Here is a 16,859-nt window from a genome sequence, read left to right on the forward strand (position 1 = left end):
CGCTGCTGCAACACACAAGAGAGGCTTCGGGCGGGACCATACCCCTTCCGGCGGTGTTCGTCACGGAATCGCCGTCTGGGCCATCGTGAAAAAGGGGCCATGAAATGCGGCCATGAAAAAGGGCCGCCCGAAGGCAGCCCTTGAGATGGTCCGGTCCGTCCGGGACGCGCGGAGCGAAGGGTCAGCCGGCGCTGCCGACCTTCTGGCGCAGCGCCTGGAGCAGGCCTTCGACCCGCCCGCCGTTCTGGCCGATGACGGAGGCGAATTCCTGGCGCTGGGTCACGCCCATGCTCACGCCCTCGACCACCACGTCGATGATCTTGTAGGCGGTGTCGCGCTTGCGCACGCGCCAGTCCACATTCACCGGCGGGCCGTTGGGGCGGACGATCTGCGTGGAGACCATGGTGTCCGCTTCGCCTTCGACGCGGGACCCGGAGATCCGGAAGGTCTCGCCTGAATATTCGACGAAGCGGTCGGCGTAGGTGTTGACGATCAGCCGTTCGAACAGCTTCTGGTATTCGTCGTGCTGCTGCGGCGTGGCGGAGTTCCAATAGCGGCCCAGCACCCAACGCCCGATGTAGGCCACGTCGAAGCCCTGATAGAGCAGGCCGCGGAAGCGCTGCACCGCCTGCTCGCGCGACAGGCTCTTGTTCGAGAAGGTGGCGACGGCCTCGTTCCCCAGCGATTGGATGAACGCGGTCGCGCCCGGATCGGCCGATTGCGCGGCGGCGGGACGGGCGGCCCAGCTGCTCACCGCGAGCAGGGCCGCGCACACGAGAAACAGGCGACGTGTCAGCATGGCAAGGCAAAAGTGGCTGCCGCGGGGGCTTTGTCAACACTCAATCGGTTAAGGGATCGAGCGCGGACGGCTGCACCGCGGCAGGCCTCCTCCTTATTTCTTGGCGGGTTCGTCGAAATCGGGGAATTCCGGCGTCGCCGGCGCGATGTCGTTGGCGATCGCGGCGCGGCGCTGCTGCGCGTAGAGGCTGCGGGCCGTCGCGTAGAAGTCCAGCGAGTTCTTGCGCAGGTCGTCGATCTCGCGCAGGAGCTGCGAGCGGCGATCCAGACCGGCGGCGGCGGTCCGCCCGTACATCGCGTTGTCCGCCCCGGCGGCGTTGGTGCCGATGCGGAACGGGTCGGCCAGCGTGTCGACGCCGTAGCCCAGCGTGTCGCGGACGTTCGACGGGCCGAGGAACGGCAGCACCACGTAAGGGCCGGGGCCGACGCCCCAGACACCCAGCGTCTGGCCGAAATCCTCCGGACGGTCGCCGATTCCGGCCTCCGTCGCCACGTCGGCGAGGCCGCCGATGCCGAGGATGGTGTTGGTCATGAACCGGCCGGTGGCGACCTGGGCGCCCTCGAAATCGCCTTGCAGCAGGTTGTTGGCAATGTAGAGCGGGCCGAGCAGGTTCTGGACGAAGTTGTGAACCGCCTGGCGCAGCGGGTCGGGGACGACTCCCACATAGACCTCCGTCGCCGGACGGATCAGCAGGATGTCCGCGGTCTCGTTGACGGCGAAGACGAATCGGTTGGGAATCTCCAGCGGATCGCTCACCGTGACGTCGGCCTCGCTGCTGCCGGGCGCGGTTGCGCAGCCCGCCATGCCGAGGGCGACGACGGCCACGGCGGCCGAGCGAAGAAGGGAGCGGGAGAGGTTGGCCAGCTTCATCGGCGACGGCTCTTTCTGGGGACACGACTTTGGGCGGGGCATCCGATTCCGCGGCCCCGTCGCGCCACGTCCAAAGGGTTCGACCCCTCGCCGGGCGGCAACGGACGCTGCCGGACAGGACATCGCCCGGAAAATCCGTGCGATCCCTTTGTTCCGTGCCTAACACAGGCGCCGCCTTTTGACCAGCGTGCCACGCGAGGTCGTCATACGGATACCGCCCTATGTGGTAGGATTGCCGCGCCCTTCGCGTCCCCTCCGGGCTTCCCGTCGGCCGGAACCGCCCGATAGAAAGCGTGATCGGAGAAAACGTGTTTACGCTGCATAAAGATATCTTTATATCTGTATCCCGCATGGCGGGCCGTAGTGGTCCGCCGGCCCTTCGGGGCGTTTCGGGACGGTGTCGGCGGTCATGGACGAACTGCTTGCGACATTGAAGGCGGCGGCGGAGACCACGCGGCTTCGGCTGCTGGCGCTGTGCGCGCATGGCGAGCTGACGGTGACGGAGCTGACCCAGATCCTGGGGCAGAGCCAGCCGCGGGTGTCCCGCCATCTGAAGCTCCTGTGCGACGCCGGTCTTCTCGACCGCTTCCGCGAAGGCACCTTCGCCTTCTACCGCTTGACCGAACGCGGCGCTTCGGCGGAGCTGGCGCGGGTGCTGGTCGATGCGATTCCGTCCGACGACCCGACGCTGACGCTGGACCTGGAGCGGCTGGAGGCGATCAAGCGCACCCGCTCCGAGGCGGCGGCCAGCTACTTCCGCGAGAACGCCGCCCGCTGGCATGAAATCCGCTCCCTCCACGTCCCGGAACGCGAGGTGGAGGAGGCGCTGCTGCGCCTGATCCCCGCCGACGGAGTGGGGGATCTCCTGGACATCGGCACCGGCACGGGCCGCATGCTGGAGGTGCTGGGGCCGCGCGCCCGGCGCGCCGTGGGCGTCGACCAGTCGCGCGAGATGCTGTCCATCGCCCGCACCAAGCTGGAGGACACGGCGCTCCGCCATTGCCACGTCCGGCAGGCGGACATGTACCAGCTTCCCTTCCCATCCGGCTCCTTCGACGCGGCGGTCGTCCATCAGGTGCTGCATTTCGCGGAGGCGCCGGCCGATCTTCTGGCCGAGGCGGCACGCGTGCTGCGGCCCGGCGGCCTGCTGCTGCTGGTCGATTTCGCTCCCCACGCCCTGGAATCCCTGCGGGCGGAGCACGCGCACCGCCGGCTGGGCTTCTCCGACGCCGAGGTCGCCGCCTGGTGCCGCCAATGCGGTCTGGACTGCGGCACGGTGGTGCATCTGCCGGGCGAACCGCTTACCGTATCCATCTGGCCGGCGGTGCGCGCCGCGAAGGGCGCATCCCCGGCCGACCCCTCCATCCTCTCCATCAGCGGAGCCCAGTCATGACGTCCGGCATCCCGTCGGTCAGCTTCGAATTCTTCCCGCCCAAGACGGAGAAGATGGAACAGAGCCTGTGGCAGGCGATCCAGCGCCTCGCCCCGCTCGCCCCGTCCTTCGTCTCGGTGACCTACGGGGCCGGCGGCTCGACGCGCGAACGCACGCACAACACGGTGACGCGCATCCAGAAGGAGACGGGCATCCCCGCCGCCGCCCACTTCACCTGCGTGGGTGCGACGCGCGAGGAGATCGACGCCATCGCCCGCACCTACTGGGACGCCGGCATCCGCCATCTCGTGGCCCTGCGCGGCGATCCGCCGGAGACCGAGGGCGGGGTCGGCGGGCGCTACGTCCCGCATCCCGGCGGGTATGCCTACGCCGCCGATCTGGTGGCCGGGATGAAGAAGGTCGCCGATTTCGAGATCTCCGTCGCCGCCTATCCGGAGTGCCATCCGGAGGCGCCGAGCGCGCAGTTCGACCTGGACAACCTGAAGCGCAAGGTGGACGCCGGGGCGACGCGGGCGATCACCCAGTTCTTCTTCGACAACGACGCCTATTTCCGCTTCCTCGACCGCTGCGCCGCCGCCGGCATCACCGTGCCGATCGTGCCCGGCATCCTGCCGATCACCAACTTCGCCCGCGCGGTGGAGTTCGCCGGCAAGTGCGGGGCGGCGATGCCACAGCGCTTCGCCGAGACCTTCGAGGGGCTGGACGCCGACCCGGAGACCCGGCAACTCGTCGCCGCGACCATGGCGGCGGAGCAGTGCCAGGCGCTCCAGGCCCAGGGCATCAAGGAGTTCCATTTCTACACCCTGAACCGCTCGGACCTGACGGTGGCCATCTGCCGGATGCTGGGCGTCAAGGCGAAGCAGCCGGCGGTGTCCTGACCGCCCCCCTGTGATAGGGTGTTGCGGATGATCGCGGTCGCGGAGGGAGGGCCATGGACAGCCGGATCGGGTATGACGACGATTTCTACGCCTGGACCCAGGAGCAGGCTCGTCTGCTGCGCGAAGCGGCGCGGGAGCGGCTGAACACGCCCATCGACTGGGACCATGTGGCGGAGGAAATCGAGGGCATGGGCAAGAGCGACCGGCGTGCGATCAACAGCCATCTGGCCCGCGTCATCGAGCATTTGCTGAAACTGGAGTTTTCCCCCGCACCGGACCCGCGCGGCGGATGGCGGAGGTCGGTGCGCGAACAGCGGGCCGCCGCCGTGGATGCGCTTGCCGACAGTCCCAGTCTGAAAGGCCATGTGGACCTTGATCTCGCGTTCCGCCGTGGATGCGGTTTCGCCAGTGACGGGCTTGGACAGGATCGCGTCGATGAGCGGGATCTGCCGTCCGAATGCCCCTACGCGCTCGAACAGCTTCTTGACGAAGACTGGTGGCCGGTGAACCGCCACGGTCTTGAATGAAACGCTGACTTCCTGAACCTCTCCGCCCGACCTTCCTTCCGAAACGGACCAGACCCTTCCCATGCCGCACATTCTCGACACTCTCCGCGACCGCGTCCTGCTCTGCGACGGCGGGTTCGGCAGCCGCATCCAGGCACTCGATCTCGATGTGGAGAAGGACTACTGGGGGCACGAGAACTGCACCGACATCCTGCCGCTGTCGCGCCCGGACATCGTGCGGGAGATCCACCGCGGCTACTTCGAGGCCGGCGCGGACATGGTGGAGACGGACACCTTCGGCGCCTCCCCGGTGACGCTGGGCGAGTTCGGCATCTCCGAGAAGGCGTTCGAGATCAACCAGCGCGCGGTCGAACTGGCGCGCGAGGCGGCGGAGACCTTCACGGACGGGCTGCCGCGCTTCGTCATCGGCTCGGTCGGGCCGGGCACCAAGCTGCCCAGCCTGGGCCACATCCCCTATCAGGATCTTGAGGACAGCTTCTTCGTACAGGCCGCGGGTCTGATCGCCGGCGGCGCCGACGCCATCCTGGTCGAAACCTGCCAGGACCCGCTGCAGATCAAGGCCGCCGTCAACGGTATCAAGCGCGCCCGCGCCGAGGCCGGGTCCGACACGCCCGTCTTCGTCCAGGTGACGGTGGAGACCACGGGCACGCTGCTGGTCGGCACCGACATCGCCGCGGCGGCCACGGTGATCCAGGCGCTGGACGTGCCGCTGATGGGGCTGAACTGCGCCACCGGCCCGCTGGAGATGAGCGAGCATGTGAAGTGGCTGAGCCAGAACTGGCCGGGCCTCGTCTCCGTGCAGCCGAACGCCGGCCTGCCGGAACTGGTCGACGGCAAGACCCACTATCCGTTGCGCGCCGACGACTTCGCCCATTGGCTGGAGCGGTTCGTGACCGAGGACGGGGTCAACCTCGTCGGCGGGTGCTGCGGCACCAACGTCCCGCACATCGCGGCGGCCAACCAGATGCTGCGCAAGCTGGCCCCGGCGGGGTCGCACCGCCCGAACCCGAAGGGCCGCACGGTCCATTGGGTGCCCGCGGTCGCCTCGCTCTACTCCCAGGTCACGCTGCGCCAGGAGAACGCCTTCTTCGCCATCGGCGAGCGCTGCAACGCCAACGGCTCCAAGAAGTGGCGCGAGCTTCAGGAGAAGAACGACTGGGACGGCTGCGTCGAGATGGCGCGCGAGCAGGTGAAGGAAGGCTCGCACACGCTGGACGTCTGCACCGCCTTCGTCGGCCGCGACGAGGTGGCCGAGATGCAGGCGGTCGTGCAGCGCTTCGCCGGCTCGGTCACCGCCCCGCTGGTCATCGACTCCACCGAATACATCGTGCTGGAGAAGGCGCTGGCGCTCTACGGCGGCAAGGCGATCATCAACTCCATCAACTTCGAGGACGGCGAGGAGCCGGCCCGCAAGCGCCTCGCGCTGGCCAAGAAGTTCGGTGCGGCGGTGATCGCGCTGACCATCGACGAGGAGGGCATGGCGAAGACGCCGGAGCGCAAGCTCGCCGTCGCCAAGCGCCTCTATGATCTGGCGGTCAACGAGTTCGGTCTGCCGGCCCACGACCTGCTGTTCGACCCGCTGACCTTCACCATCGCCACCGGCAACGAGGACGACCGCAAGCTGGCCATCTGGACGCTGGAGGGCATCGAGGCGATCAGCCGCGAGATGCCCGGCTGCCAGATCATCCTGGGCCTGTCCAACGTCTCCTTCGGCCTGAACGCGGCGGCCCGCCACGTGCTGAACTCGGTCTTCCTCGACCACGCGGTGAAGCGCGGCATGACCGGCGCCATCGTGCATGTGTCGAAGATCATGCCGCTGCACCAGATCCCCGAAAAGGAGGTCAAGACCGCCGAGGATCTGATCTTCGACCGCCGCGCGGAAGGCTACGACCCGCTCCAGGCCTTCATCGCCCTGTTCGAGGGCCGCAAGGCCGCGGACGCCAAGAAGAAGGCCCGCGCCGAGACGGTCGAGGAGCGGCTGAAGGAGCGCATCGTCGACGGCGACCGCACCGGGCTGGAGGACGATCTCGCCGAGGCGATGAAGACCCACCCGCCGCTGGAGATCATCAACACGTACCTGCTCGACGGCATGAAGGTGGTGGGCGAGCTGTTCGGCGCCGGCAAGATGCAGCTTCCCTTCGTGCTCCAGTCCGCGGAGACCATGAAGGCCGCCGTGGCGTGGCTGGAGCCGCACATGGAGAAGCTGGACGGCCAGCAGAAGGGCACCATGGTGCTGGCCACCGTGAAGGGCGACGTCCACGACATCGGCAAGAACCTCGTGGACATCATCCTGACCAACAACGGCTACAAGGTCGTCAATCTGGGCATCAAGCAGCCGATCGGCGCGATCATCCAGGCGGCGAAGGAGCACAAGGCCGACGCCGTCGGCATGTCCGGCCTGCTGGTGAAATCCACCGTCGTCATGCGCGAGAATCTGGAGGAGATGACCCGCGAGGGGCTGGAGGTTCCGGTCCTGCTCGGCGGCGCCGCCCTGACCCGCGCCTATGTGGAGACGGATTGCGTGGCCTCCTACGGCTCGGGCCGTGTGGCCTATGCCGGGGACGCCTTCGACGGCCTGACCCTGATGGATCAGGTGGTGGGCGGCAGCTTCGACCAGCAGCTCGCCATCCAGCAGGCCAAGCGGTCGGGCCGGGCGGTCAACCGCCGCCGCGTGCTGGGGCAGGCGACCAGCGCCGCCGTCGGCCCGGTGGACAAGGACGCCATCCGCGCCCGCCGCGCCCGCCTCGCCGAGGGCGTGCCGGTGCCGACTCCGCCCTTCTGGGGGCCGAAGGTCATCGAGCATGTGCCGCTGAAGACGCTGGTGACCTACCTGAACGAGCGCATGCTCTACCAGCTCCAGTGGGGCTACCGGAAGGACGGCAAGTCCTTCGAGGAGTTCAAGGAGTGGGCGAAGAAGGAGCTTCGCCCGGTGCTCGACCGCATCCTTAAGATCGCCGCGAAGGAAGAGATCCTGCGGCCTCAGGCGGTCTACGGCTACTGGAAGGCGGCGGCCGAGGGGAACGACGTCCTCCTGTTCGCCGAGGACGGGACCAGCGAGGTCGCCCGCTTCACCCTGCCGCGTCAGGCCAAGGAGGACGGCGAGTGCATCGCCGACTTCCTGCGCGACGTGAACGACGGCGAGCGCGACGTGCTGGGCCTCCAGATCGTCACCATGGGCCAGCATTGCGCCGAGGTGGCGCGGGAGTGGTTCGCCGAGAACCGCTACCAGGACTATCTCTACCTGCACGGCCTGTCGGTGGAGATGACCGAGGCCATGGCGGAGTATGTCCACGCCCGCATCCGCGCTGAGCTGGGCTACGGCGCCGAGGACAGCCGCGACAAGGAGAAGCTGCTGCAGCAGACCTACCGCGGCAGCCGCTACAGCTTCGGCTACCCGGCCTGCCCGAACCTCGCCGACCAGGAGCAGCTTCTGAAGCTCCTCGACGCCGGGCGGATCGGCGTGGAGATGTCCGACGAGCACCAGCTCCACCCCGAGCAGAGCACGTCCGCCATCGTCCTGCATCATCCGCGGGCGAAATACTTCAGCGTGTGATGCAGGCCGCCTGAAGCGGGGCATCGCCTCCTTTCCTGCGTTACGATGGGGAAGGAGGCGCCTTCAGGATGGTCGGAACCGGCCCGGCTGACCATCCAAGCCGGTTCCCAAAGCGTGGCGGCATCGCTTATCCTTGAGGGCATGAACCATTCGCCCACCCCGCTTCGCCTGCACCGGGAAACCGTCCGCCCGGAGTGGATCGACTACAACGGCCACATGAACGTGGCCTACTATCTGCTCGCCTTCGATCATGCGACCGATGCCGTGCTCGACCATTTCGGGATCGGCAAGGCCTATGCGGAGGGCGAGGGGCGGTCGATGTTCGCGGTGGAGGCGCACCTGACCTATGCCCGCGAGGTGACGGAGGGCGACGGCCTGACCTTCACGTCCCTTGTCCTGGGCGCGGACGCCAAACGGCTGCATCTGTTTCATGAAATGCGCCATGAGGAAGACGGATTCCTCGCCGCCACGGCGGAATTCGTTCTGGTCCATGTGGATCTGGCGGAGCGCCGGTCGGTGCCGCTGGCTCCGGACGCCGCGGAGCGGCTGGCCCGCGCCGTGGCGGAGCACGCCGCTCTGCCCGTGCCGCCGCAGGCCGGTCGGTCGGTCGGGCTGCGCACGCCGAAGGGGGCGTGACGGTAGGTCGCTGCCGGCCACGGCCTTTTGTTGCGCCGGACCCTTTGTTATTCGGCCCGCGCGACACTATCTGTTGGCGCATGAAGACGACAATTTTCGCCGCCTTCGCGGTACTTGCCACCTTCCTGGGCACCGCCCTGGTCCCCTCCGCCGCATTGGCCGAATGCACCGATCCGGCTCAGCCGAAGGTGAACTGGCGCCGCTGCTACTTCGACGGGCGCGATCTGTCGTCTGTGAAACTGGCCGGGGCGATGCTGCGCGACGCCACCTTCCAGCGGGCCACGCTGAAGGATGCCGACCTGTCGGAGACCGACGGCTATCGCGCGAAATTCTTCAGCGCCACCATGCCGGGGGTGAAGCTGGACGGCGCCCGCCTGATCGAGGCCGATTTCACCCGCGCCGACCTGACCGGGGCATCCCTGAAGGAAGCGGACCTGCGCAACGCGAAGCTGGTGAACGCCATCCTGCAAAAGGCCGACTTCACCGGAGCGCGGCTGGGCGGTGCGGACCTGCGGCACGCCGATCTGTCGGGCGCCACCTGGATCGACGGCACGACGGTGTGCGCCGAGAAATCCGTGGGACAGTGCAACTGATGAAACGGCAAGTAAATTTGCCTCTCACCGTATTATAATAACCCTACCCGAAAGTTGCTTGCTCGCCTCTTTCCCGCTGCGGTAGCCTTTTTCCCCTATGAGCAGTGGAAAGGCGGCGGCAATGGCGGGCGAAGAGGATTTCGAGACGGCGCGGATTCTCGCGAGCCGCGCCATGGATCGGATCGCCGTCCATGGGCTTTTGCCGAACCCGGAGAACTTTACCCTCTGGTACGCCTATTTCGGCGGGCAGAACCCGGACCTGACGCGCGCCATCGAACTGGCTCAGCGTGACGGCGCCACGCTGTCGCAGGGCCATTGCGACGAGCTGTACAAGCGCTTCTTCACGCTCGACGCCGAAGCCCAGGCGATCCGCGAAACGTCGGAGCGGGCGCGCGTCGCCTTGGGGCGCATCCTCGACCAGTTGGGCAGTGTCGGCTCGGAGACGGATCGCTACGGGCAGGCGCTGGCCGGTTTCCGTGGAGAACTGGACCAGCCGATGAGCTTGGCCGAGCTGCGCGCCATGGTGGCGGCCATCGCGGCGGAGACGACCGCTATCGTGGACCGCCAGACCCGCCTGCAGAGCCAGCTTCTCGAATCCAGCCAGCAGTTGGCCGAGCTGCGCGTCGTCCTGGATTCCGCGCGTCGGGAGGCGATGACCGACGGGTTGACCGGAATCTCCAACCGGCGTGGCTTCGATCTGGCGCTGGCCTCCGCCGCGGAGGAGGCGGTGCAGACCGGAATGCCGATGGCGCTGCTGATGGTGGACATCGACCATTTCAAGCGCTTCAACGACACCCATGGCCATCTCGTCGGCGACCATGTCCTGAAGCTGGTCGCCAAGGTGCTGACCGAAGGGGTCAAGGGGCGCGACACCGTCGCCCGTTACGGCGGCGAGGAGTTCAGCGTCATCCTGCCGCACACCGGGCTTCAGAACGCCGTGAAGCTGGCTGAGCAGCTTCGCGCCTCCGTGGGGTCGCGGCAGATCATCAACCGGTCGCGCAACGCCAATTACGGCTCGGTCACTCTGTCGGTCGGGGCGGCCGAATACCGCCCCGGCGAAGACCTGCTGGCCCTGATGCGCCGCGCCGACGAGGCCCTCTACACCGCCAAGCGCGGCGGCCGCAACCGCGTTTGCGCGGAGGGGACGGTGGCGGGCTGACCGCCGCCCGTCAGGGATTTCCCGTCAGGCGCCGGACCGCGGCGTCGGTTTCGTCCACCAGCCGCGCCATCAGCTCCGCCGCCGTCTGCCGCCGCGCCAGCCGTACCCCCTGACCGGCCCACAGCGACAGGAACTCCGCCCGGCCCTGCTGGGCGGCGGCGGTGCGCATCGGGCGGGTCAGCGTGTTCTGCAAGGGGAAGGGCAGGGCGTCGCCGTCCGCGATGTCCTCCATGACGCGGTTGACGATCCCGCGCGCCGGACGGCCCGAGAAGGCGCGGGTCACGCGGGTCTGCGTCTCGCGGGCGTCGAGGATCGCCCGCTTGTGCGCCTCGGGGATGCCGGCCTCCGCGCAGGTCAGGAAGGCGGTGCCCATCTGCACCCCGGCGGCGCCCAGCGCCAGCGCCGCCGCGATGCCGCGCCCGTCCATGATCCCGCCGGACGCCAGCACGGGAAGGTCCACCGCATCCACCATCTGTGGGACGAGCGCCATGGTGCCGACCAGTCCGGCGGCGAAATCCACCTCTTCCGGACCGGTGGCGAAGCTGCCGCGGTGTCCTCCGGCCTCCGCGCCTTGGGCGATCACGGCGTCCATGCCGGCCTGTTCCAACGCAATGGCCTCCTCGACGCCGGTCGCCGTACCGATCAGGAGCATCCCCCGCGCCTTGATGGCGGCGAGCGCGTCGGCGGGCGGGATACCGAAGGTGAAGCTGAAGGCCGCCGCCCCACAGTCCAGCGCCGCCGCCAGTTGGGCGGCGAAGCCGTCGGCGCCGAGAGCCGGTGTCCCGGGAGCGGGCAGGCCGAGGTCGGCGTGGTAGCGCGCGATGCGGGCGACCGCCGCGTCTATCGTTCCGGCGTCCGGCGCGTCGGGCGCGGGCAGGGGGGCGAACAGATTGATTCCGAAGGGGCGGGCGGTCCGGGCGCGGATCGTCCGTGCCCGTTCGGCAATCTGCTCCGGGGTCAGGTAGGCCGCCCCGATGAAGCCAATGCCGCCCGCCTCGCCCACCGCGGCGACGAGGTCCGCCGTGTCGGCGCCCCCGGCCATCGGGGCCTGGACGATGGGGTGGGACAGGCCCAGGCGCTGGGTCAGACTGCTGTGAACCGGCATCGCGCCGCCCTCCGCTTTCGGTGATCCGCGGAGGAAGGCTAGGGCAGTCCGGCCATCGTGAAAAATGATTTGTTCAGATGGGACGGATCATGTCCGGTGATGGTAGGCCGTGGCCACGTCACGCGGCGCGCAGCCACACCGCCGTGTCGTGGAAGGCGGCGCCGCCCGCCGGGGGGATCGGCTCGGGCGAGGTCAGGGTGTTGATGCCGATCCCTTCCAGGAAGGCGCTGTTCGGCCAGATGCCCTCCACGATCACCACCCCGCGCGGCACGCCAGCGAAGGGCTTGGCGTGGACGACGACGCTGCCCAGCCCGTTGCCGAGGCGCACGGCGTCGCCGTCGGCCAGGGCGAGCTCCGCCGCGTCCTCTGGATGGATCAGGACGGTGGGGCGGCCTTCGCGGCGCTGGGCGGTCACCGTCTCGGTGAAGCTGGAATTGAGGAACTGCCGCGCTGGGGCGGTGACGAGGCGGAAGGGATGCTCGGCGTCGGCCGGGCGGCCCGGCGCCATGTGGTCCGGCAACTCTGGCAACTGGCCGGCGCCGTAGGGGCCGAGCGCCGACCAGTCGGGCGCGAAGCGGAAGCGCCCGTCGGGGAAGGCGAAGCCGTTCAGGAAATGCGAGGTCTCGAAATCCGGCTGGGCGTCGATCCAGCGCTGCTCCGTCAGGGTGGCGGCGTCGGTCAGGCCGGAGGTCTTCAGCATGGAGTCGATGATCTCCAGCGCGCTCATGCCGAAGCCGGGATGCTCGGCGCCGACGCGGCGGGCGAGTTCGGAAATCACCCAGTGGTTCTCGCGCGATTCGAACTGCGGCTCGATCACCTTCCGGCCGATCAGGATGTGCATCTGGCCACCGCCGCGGTAGAGGTCGTCATGCTCCAGGAAGGTGGTGGCGGGGATGACGATGTCGGCCAGTTGCGCGGTGTCGGTCATGAACTGTTCGTGCACCGCCACGAACAGGTCGTCGCGCAGGAAGCCGCGGCGCACGTGGGCACTGTCCGGGCAGATCGCCGCCGGGTTGGTGTTCTGGATCAGCATGGCGGTGACCGGCGGGCCGCTCTTGATGTCCTCCCCGGTCAGCACCGCGCCGATGCGCGACTGGTCGAAGCCGCGCACCGACGTGTCCAGCCGGTCCAGCCCCTCCGACAGGGTGCGGTCGATGCTGTAGATGCCCGACGAGCAGTAGAGCGCCCCGCCTCCTTTGTGCGCCCAGGCGCCGGTGACCACCGGCAGGCAGGACACCGCGTGCATCTGCGCCGCCCCGTTGTGGGCGCGCGTCAGCCCGTAGCCCAGCCGCAGATAGCTGCGCTTGGTCGTGCCGTAGAGCCGGGCGAAGCCGACGATCTCCTCCACCGTCAGGCCGGTGATCGCCGCCGCCCATTCGGGCGTTCGGGTGGCGAGATGGGCCTCCAACCGCTCCGCCCCGGCGGCGTAGCGGTCGAGATAGACACGGTCGGCCAGACCCTCGCGGAACAGGACGTGCATCACCGCGCAGGCCAGCGCGCCGTCGGTGCCGGGGCGCAGCATCAGGTGGAGGTCCGACACCTCCGCCGTGCCGGTGCGGTAGGGGTCGATGGTGACCAGCGTCGCCTCGCGGCCCTTGCGGGCTCGGCTGACGTGGGTCATCACGTTGACCTGGGTCGCCACCGGGTTGCCGCCCCAGTTCACGATCAGGTCGCTCTCGGCCATCTCGCGCGGGTCGGCGCCGCGGATGTCGCCGTGGCCGGCCAGCCAGCCCATGTTGGCCGGCGTGTCGCAGACCGTGCTGATCTGCCGGGAATAGCCCTTCGCGTGGCGCAGCCGCTGGATGGCGCCGCGCTGCACCAGCCCCATGGTGCCGGCGTAGAAGTAGGGCCAGACGGCTTCCGGGCCATGGACCCGCTCGGCGTCCAGGAAGGCGTCGGCGATGCGGTCCAGCGCCTCGTCCCAACCGATCTCCGCCCACTGGCCGGCCCCCTTCGGACCGGTGCGCCGCAAGGGGGTCTTCAGCCGATCCGGGGAATGGACGCGCTCCGCATAGCGGCTGACCTTCGCGCAGATGACGCCCGCCGTGTAGCTGTTGGCGGCGGCCCCGCGGACCTTGCCGATGCGGTCGGGCGCCACCCGTTCCACTTCGAGGGCGCAGGTGCTGGGGCAATCGTGCGGGCAGGCGGTCGGCAGGAAGACGGAGTTCACGGAAGGACGCCTCGGCGGGGGGAACGGTGTTCAGCTTATGTCCGGCGTTCGGCTTTTCGCAACCGGTCAGGATTGTTTAAGGACTGCCATGAGATTTCAATATTGCAGCCCTATCCTTGTGGAGGCGCGTCGCGGAAAGATGTATGTTTTCCGAAAAATACCCTCATAAGGCGGCATTTTCTCCGCCGCGAGCACGGAACGACACAGCAAGGGGAAGCCGTATGATCGCGAATGTTGCCGGAGGCGCCCGGCGGACGCTGCGGGCCGGGGTGTTCGCCAGCCTGATCGGAGCCATGATCGGAGCGGTTGCCGGTATGGCCGCTCCGGGGGTCGCCACGGCGCGGGCGGACGGCGTCAAGCTCGGCTATGTGGAATTCCCGCCCTACACCCAGACCGACGGCGGGGCCGCGAAGGGCAGCCTGATCGAGGCGTTCGACAAGGCCGCCAAGGCGGCCGGGATCGCCTACACCGCCGAATCGGCCCCGGCCCGCCGCCTTTTCTCCGGCATCGCGGAGGGCGAGTTCAACATTTTCCTGGGCATCCGCACGGTCAAGGAGTTCGACGGCACCACGTTGATCAGCGCCGCCCCCATCGCCCGGATCGAGCTGAACGCCTACGGCATCGGCGACGCCCCGGCGGTGAAGGCGAAGGAGGATCTGTCGGGCAAGGCGGTCATCGCGCTGAACGGCTATTCCTACGGCGGCTGGCGCGCCTGGATGGAGGACCCGGCCAACAAGGTGCAGATGGTCGATGCGCGCACCGCCGATCAGGCGCTCCAGCTTCTCCAGGCCGGGCGGGCGCCGACGCTGCTGCAATACTCGTTGCCGATGCAGCAGGCGCTGGGAGGTAAGACGCTTCCCGACCTGAAGGCGACGCCGGTCCAGAGTCTGGACGTCTACATCGTCGTTTCGAAGAAGACCCCGGACGCCGCGGCGGTTCTGGCGAAGCTCGAAGCCGGGTTCAAGGCGACCCAGTGACGCCACGGCGGGCGTCGTCGGGCGCCGACCTCGGCAACCGGTTGTTCAGCAAGGAAAAGGGCGGATCATGACGGTCAGCGGAGCGGCAGACGCGATGCCGGACAGCGGGAATCAAGGCGGTGGTTTGGGGCTGCGCCTGCGGGCGATGCTGCTGATCGGCGGCGTGCTGCTGATCTATCAGGTGCTGGCCATCGCCTGGGGCGTGCACGGCTCGGCCAACCAGGCCAAGGAGACGCTGGCGGCACGCGCCGACATGGTGGCGTCGCTGCAGGCCCGCGCGGCGGCGATCCCGCTCTACGACTTCGACACCGAGCAGGTGCGCGAGGTCGCCAAGGCGCCGTCTGCCGATCCCGATTTCCTCGGCGCCCAGGTGCGCGACGACAAGGCCAAGGTGGTGGCCGAGGTCGGCGACACCAAGGCCGCGAAAGGCTTCATCGAGGTGGTGAAACCCATCGTCGGCGGGCAGGCCGGTCAGCGCAAGACCATCGGCGAGTTCGTCCTGCGCCTGCGCACGGACCGGGTGGAGGCGCGGGTGACCGCCGACGCGGCGACCCAGATCGCCGTCGGGGCGGTCGCCTTCCTCGCCATCATGGCGGCGCTCTACCTCGTCGTCTCGGCCATCACGCGCCCGCTGATGCAGATCACCGCGATGGTCGGGCGGCTGGCCCAGGGCGACTACGCGGTCGCCGTGCCGGCGCTGGACCGCCGCGACGAGATGGGGGCGATGGCCCGCACCATCGACATGCTGCGCCAGAACGCCCAGCATCGCGAGCAGCTCGAAGCCGAGAAGTTGGCCCGGCAGGCGGAGGAGGCGCATCGGGGGGAACGGCTGACCCGCCTCGCCGCCGCCTTCGACCGCTCGGTCCAGGCGACGGTTGGCGAGGCCTCCACCGCCGCCTCGCAGATGAAGGGCAGCGCCGGCAGCATGCTGGACAGCGCGCTGCGCGCCGATCAGTGCAACGCCTCGGTGGCCGGCGCCGCCGATGAGACCAGCCGCACCGTCCAGACCGCCAGCGCGGCGGCGGAGCAGCTCACCCAATCGATCCGCAGCATCGCCGAGAGCGTGAAGCAGTCGGTCGCCATGTCCGCCCAGGCCATCGACCGCGCCGACGCCAGCCGAAAGACGGTGGAGGCGCTGGCCGCCGGCGCCGCGAAGATCGGCGAGATCACCAGCCTCATCACCTCCATCGCCGGCCAGACCAACCTGCTGGCCCTGAACGCAACGATCGAGGCCGCCCGCGCCGGGGAGGCCGGCAAGGGCTTCGCCGTGGTGGCGAGCGAGGTGAAGAATCTGGCCAGCCAGACCGCCAAGGCGACGGAGGAGATCGCCACCCAGATCGGCGCCATCCAATCCGTCACCAAGGAAACCGTCTCCGCCATCGGCGCCATCACCGAAACCATCGGGCAACTCAGCCAGCGATCGACGGAGATCGCCGCGGCGGTCGAGGAGCAGTTGACCGCGACCGGCGAAATCGCCGAGAGGGTCCGCACCGTGGCCGGCGAGGCCGACACCGTGACCCGCAGCATCGCGGTCGCCTCCGGCGCCTCGTCGGAGGTGGCGACGGCGGCCCGCCAGTCGGTGGAGGTCGCGCAGACCCTTCAGGCGCGCTTCGTCGATCTGCGCGACGAGGTGCAGAAGTTCCTGGCCTCGATCAAGGCGGCATAAGCGGCTTTCAATGAAACACAGGTTGCCTGCGGCGGGCGTTTCCATCCGCCGCAGGCAAGTTGCGTTTCCGGATTTCGCCTCGCCGCACTAGGATGCCGGTCCCGAACGGCGAGGATGATATGGACGACGGATTGAAGTGCCCGAAATGCAACTCCGAGCATGTCTACCAGGACGGCATGCTGTGGATCTGCCCCGAATGCGCCCATGAATGGAACCCGCAGGCCGAAGGCGGCGCGGGTGCGGAGGCTGCGGCGGATCAGGGGGTGCGGGACGCCAACGGGAACGCGCTGAGCGACGGCGACGCGGTGACGGTCATCAAGGATCTGAAGGTCAAGGGCTCGTCCCTGGTCGTCAAGGGCGGCACCAAGGTGAAGAACATCCGTCTGGTCGACGGGGCCGACGGCCACAACATCGCCTGCAAGATCGACGGCATCGGCGCGATGAACCTGAAGTCGGAGTTCGTCAAGAAGGCGTGACGTCCCCCGACTGCCCCGAAAAGAAAAACCCCTCGCCGGAGCGCTCCGGCGAGGGGT

Annotated in this window: 14 protein-coding genes; 10 read left to right on the plus strand and 4 right to left on the minus strand. The window is 68.6% G+C overall.

Features of this window, described 5'->3' with window-relative positions:
- Window positions 1-181: 181 nt before the first annotated feature.
- The gene (locus DS837_RS03570; RefSeq protein WP_149163443.1) at window positions 182-799 is read right to left on the minus strand and encodes an MlaC/ttg2D family ABC transporter substrate-binding protein; all 618 of its coding nucleotides are present in this window, start codon (window positions 797-799) and stop codon (window positions 182-184) included.
- A gap of 93 nt (window positions 800-892) precedes the next feature.
- Entirely contained in the window at window positions 893-1,669 is a 777-nt protein-coding gene (locus DS837_RS03575) for an MlaA family lipoprotein (protein WP_149163444.1), read from the minus strand.
- A 409-nt stretch (window positions 1,670-2,078) separates the two neighbouring features.
- On the opposite strand from DS837_RS03575, the gene DS837_RS03580 reads away from it, so the two are divergent.
- From DS837_RS03580 to DS837_RS03610, 7 genes are all read left to right on the plus strand, one after another.
- Window positions 2,079-3,062 carry an ArsR/SmtB family transcription factor gene (locus tag DS837_RS03580; protein WP_149163445.1) on the plus strand — a complete coding sequence of 328 codons (984 nt, stop codon included), beginning with the start codon at window positions 2,079-2,081 and terminating at the stop codon, window positions 3,060-3,062.
- Window positions 3,059-3,940 (plus strand): methylenetetrahydrofolate reductase [NAD(P)H], encoded by an 882-nt coding sequence (gene metF, locus DS837_RS03585; protein WP_145626021.1) that lies wholly within the window; start codon window positions 3,059-3,061, stop codon window positions 3,938-3,940. The genes DS837_RS03580 and metF overlap by 4 nt, the downstream gene beginning before the upstream one ends.
- A gap of 53 nt (window positions 3,941-3,993) precedes the next feature.
- A complete protein-coding gene (locus tag DS837_RS03590) occupies window positions 3,994-4,467 on the plus strand; it encodes a DUF29 domain-containing protein (protein ID WP_149163446.1) in 474 nt (157 codons plus the stop codon).
- Window positions 4,468-4,528: 61 nt separating this feature from the next.
- Entirely contained in the window at window positions 4,529-8,020 is a 3,492-nt protein-coding gene (gene metH, locus DS837_RS03595; RefSeq protein ID WP_149163447.1) for a methionine synthase, read from the plus strand.
- Window positions 8,021-8,161: 141 nt separating this feature from the next.
- Window positions 8,162-8,656, plus strand: a complete 495-nt coding sequence (locus DS837_RS03600) for a thioesterase family protein (RefSeq protein ID WP_149163610.1) — start codon at window positions 8,162-8,164, stop codon at window positions 8,654-8,656.
- 80 nt (window positions 8,657-8,736) lie between these two features.
- Entirely contained in the window at window positions 8,737-9,249 is a 513-nt protein-coding gene (locus DS837_RS03605; RefSeq protein WP_149163448.1) for a pentapeptide repeat-containing protein, read from the plus strand.
- A gap of 121 nt (window positions 9,250-9,370) precedes the next feature.
- Window positions 9,371-10,408: a GGDEF domain-containing protein gene (locus DS837_RS03610; protein WP_149163449.1), complete on the plus strand. Its 1,038-nt coding sequence runs from the start codon at window positions 9,371-9,373 to the stop codon at window positions 10,406-10,408.
- A 10-nt stretch (window positions 10,409-10,418) separates the two neighbouring features.
- On the opposite strand, the gene DS837_RS03615 is transcribed toward DS837_RS03610, so the two are convergent.
- Both DS837_RS03615 and DS837_RS03620 read right to left on the minus strand, forming a co-directional pair.
- The gene (locus DS837_RS03615; RefSeq protein ID WP_149163450.1) at window positions 10,419-11,513 is read right to left on the minus strand and encodes an NAD(P)H-dependent flavin oxidoreductase; all 1,095 of its coding nucleotides are present in this window, start codon (window positions 11,511-11,513) and stop codon (window positions 10,419-10,421) included.
- 118 nt (window positions 11,514-11,631) lie between these two features.
- On the minus strand, window positions 11,632-13,683 hold the full coding sequence (locus DS837_RS03620) for a molybdopterin oxidoreductase family protein (RefSeq protein ID WP_149163451.1): 2,052 nt from the start codon (window positions 13,681-13,683) through the stop codon (window positions 11,632-11,634).
- Window positions 13,684-13,904: 221 nt separating this feature from the next.
- On the opposite strand from DS837_RS03620, the gene DS837_RS03625 reads away from it, so the two are divergent.
- The 3 genes from DS837_RS03625 (at window position 13,905) to DS837_RS03635 (ending at window position 16,802) form a co-directional block, all read left to right on the plus strand.
- Window positions 13,905-14,660, plus strand: a complete 756-nt coding sequence (locus DS837_RS03625; RefSeq protein WP_170295721.1) for a type 2 periplasmic-binding domain-containing protein — start codon at window positions 13,905-13,907, stop codon at window positions 14,658-14,660.
- A gap of 67 nt (window positions 14,661-14,727) precedes the next feature.
- Window positions 14,728-16,326, plus strand: coding sequence for a methyl-accepting chemotaxis protein (locus tag DS837_RS03630; protein ID WP_170295722.1), 1,599 nt, complete (start codon window positions 14,728-14,730; stop codon window positions 16,324-16,326).
- A 119-nt stretch (window positions 16,327-16,445) separates the two neighbouring features.
- Window positions 16,446-16,802: a zinc ribbon domain-containing protein YjdM gene (locus tag DS837_RS03635; protein WP_145686769.1), complete on the plus strand. Its 357-nt coding sequence runs from the start codon at window positions 16,446-16,448 to the stop codon at window positions 16,800-16,802.
- The last annotated feature ends 57 nt before the right edge of the window (window positions 16,803-16,859 follow it).

The sequence above is a fragment of the Azospirillum brasilense genome (genome assembly GCF_008365405.1).
In the GTDB taxonomy this organism is placed as follows: domain Bacteria; phylum Pseudomonadota; class Alphaproteobacteria; order Azospirillales; family Azospirillaceae; genus Azospirillum; species Azospirillum brasilense_D.

Bases quoted from the DNA above. Each gene is read 5' to 3' on its own strand.
- DS837_RS03605 (WP_149163448.1), top strand. From the start codon at position 8,737: ATGAAGACGACAATTTTCGCCGCCTTCGCGGTACTTGCCACCTTCCTG.
- DS837_RS03600 (WP_149163610.1), top strand. From the start codon at position 8,162: ATGAACCATTCGCCCACCCCGCTTCGCCTGCACCGGGAAACCGTCCGC.
- DS837_RS03590 (WP_149163446.1), top strand. From the start codon at position 3,994: ATGGACAGCCGGATCGGGTATGACGACGATTTCTACGCCTGGACCCAG.
- DS837_RS03610 (WP_149163449.1), top strand. From the start codon at position 9,371: ATGGCGGGCGAAGAGGATTTCGAGACGGCGCGGATTCTCGCGAGCCGC.
- DS837_RS03575 (WP_149163444.1), bottom strand. From the start codon at position 1,669: ATGAAGCTGGCCAACCTCTCCCGCTCCCTTCTTCGCTCGGCCGCCGTG.
- DS837_RS03630 (WP_170295722.1), top strand. From the start codon at position 14,728: ATGACGGTCAGCGGAGCGGCAGACGCGATGCCGGACAGCGGGAATCAA.
- metH (WP_149163447.1), top strand. From the start codon at position 4,529: ATGCCGCACATTCTCGACACTCTCCGCGACCGCGTCCTGCTCTGCGAC.
- DS837_RS03635 (WP_145686769.1), top strand. From the start codon at position 16,446: ATGGACGACGGATTGAAGTGCCCGAAATGCAACTCCGAGCATGTCTAC.
- metF (WP_145626021.1), top strand. From the start codon at position 3,059: ATGACGTCCGGCATCCCGTCGGTCAGCTTCGAATTCTTCCCGCCCAAG.
- DS837_RS03570 (WP_149163443.1), bottom strand. From the start codon at position 799: ATGCTGACACGTCGCCTGTTTCTCGTGTGCGCGGCCCTGCTCGCGGTG.
- DS837_RS03625 (WP_170295721.1), top strand. From the start codon at position 13,905: ATGATCGCGAATGTTGCCGGAGGCGCCCGGCGGACGCTGCGGGCCGGG.
- DS837_RS03615 (WP_149163450.1), bottom strand. From the start codon at position 11,513: ATGCCGGTTCACAGCAGTCTGACCCAGCGCCTGGGCCTGTCCCACCCC.
- DS837_RS03580 (WP_149163445.1), top strand. From the start codon at position 2,079: ATGGACGAACTGCTTGCGACATTGAAGGCGGCGGCGGAGACCACGCGG.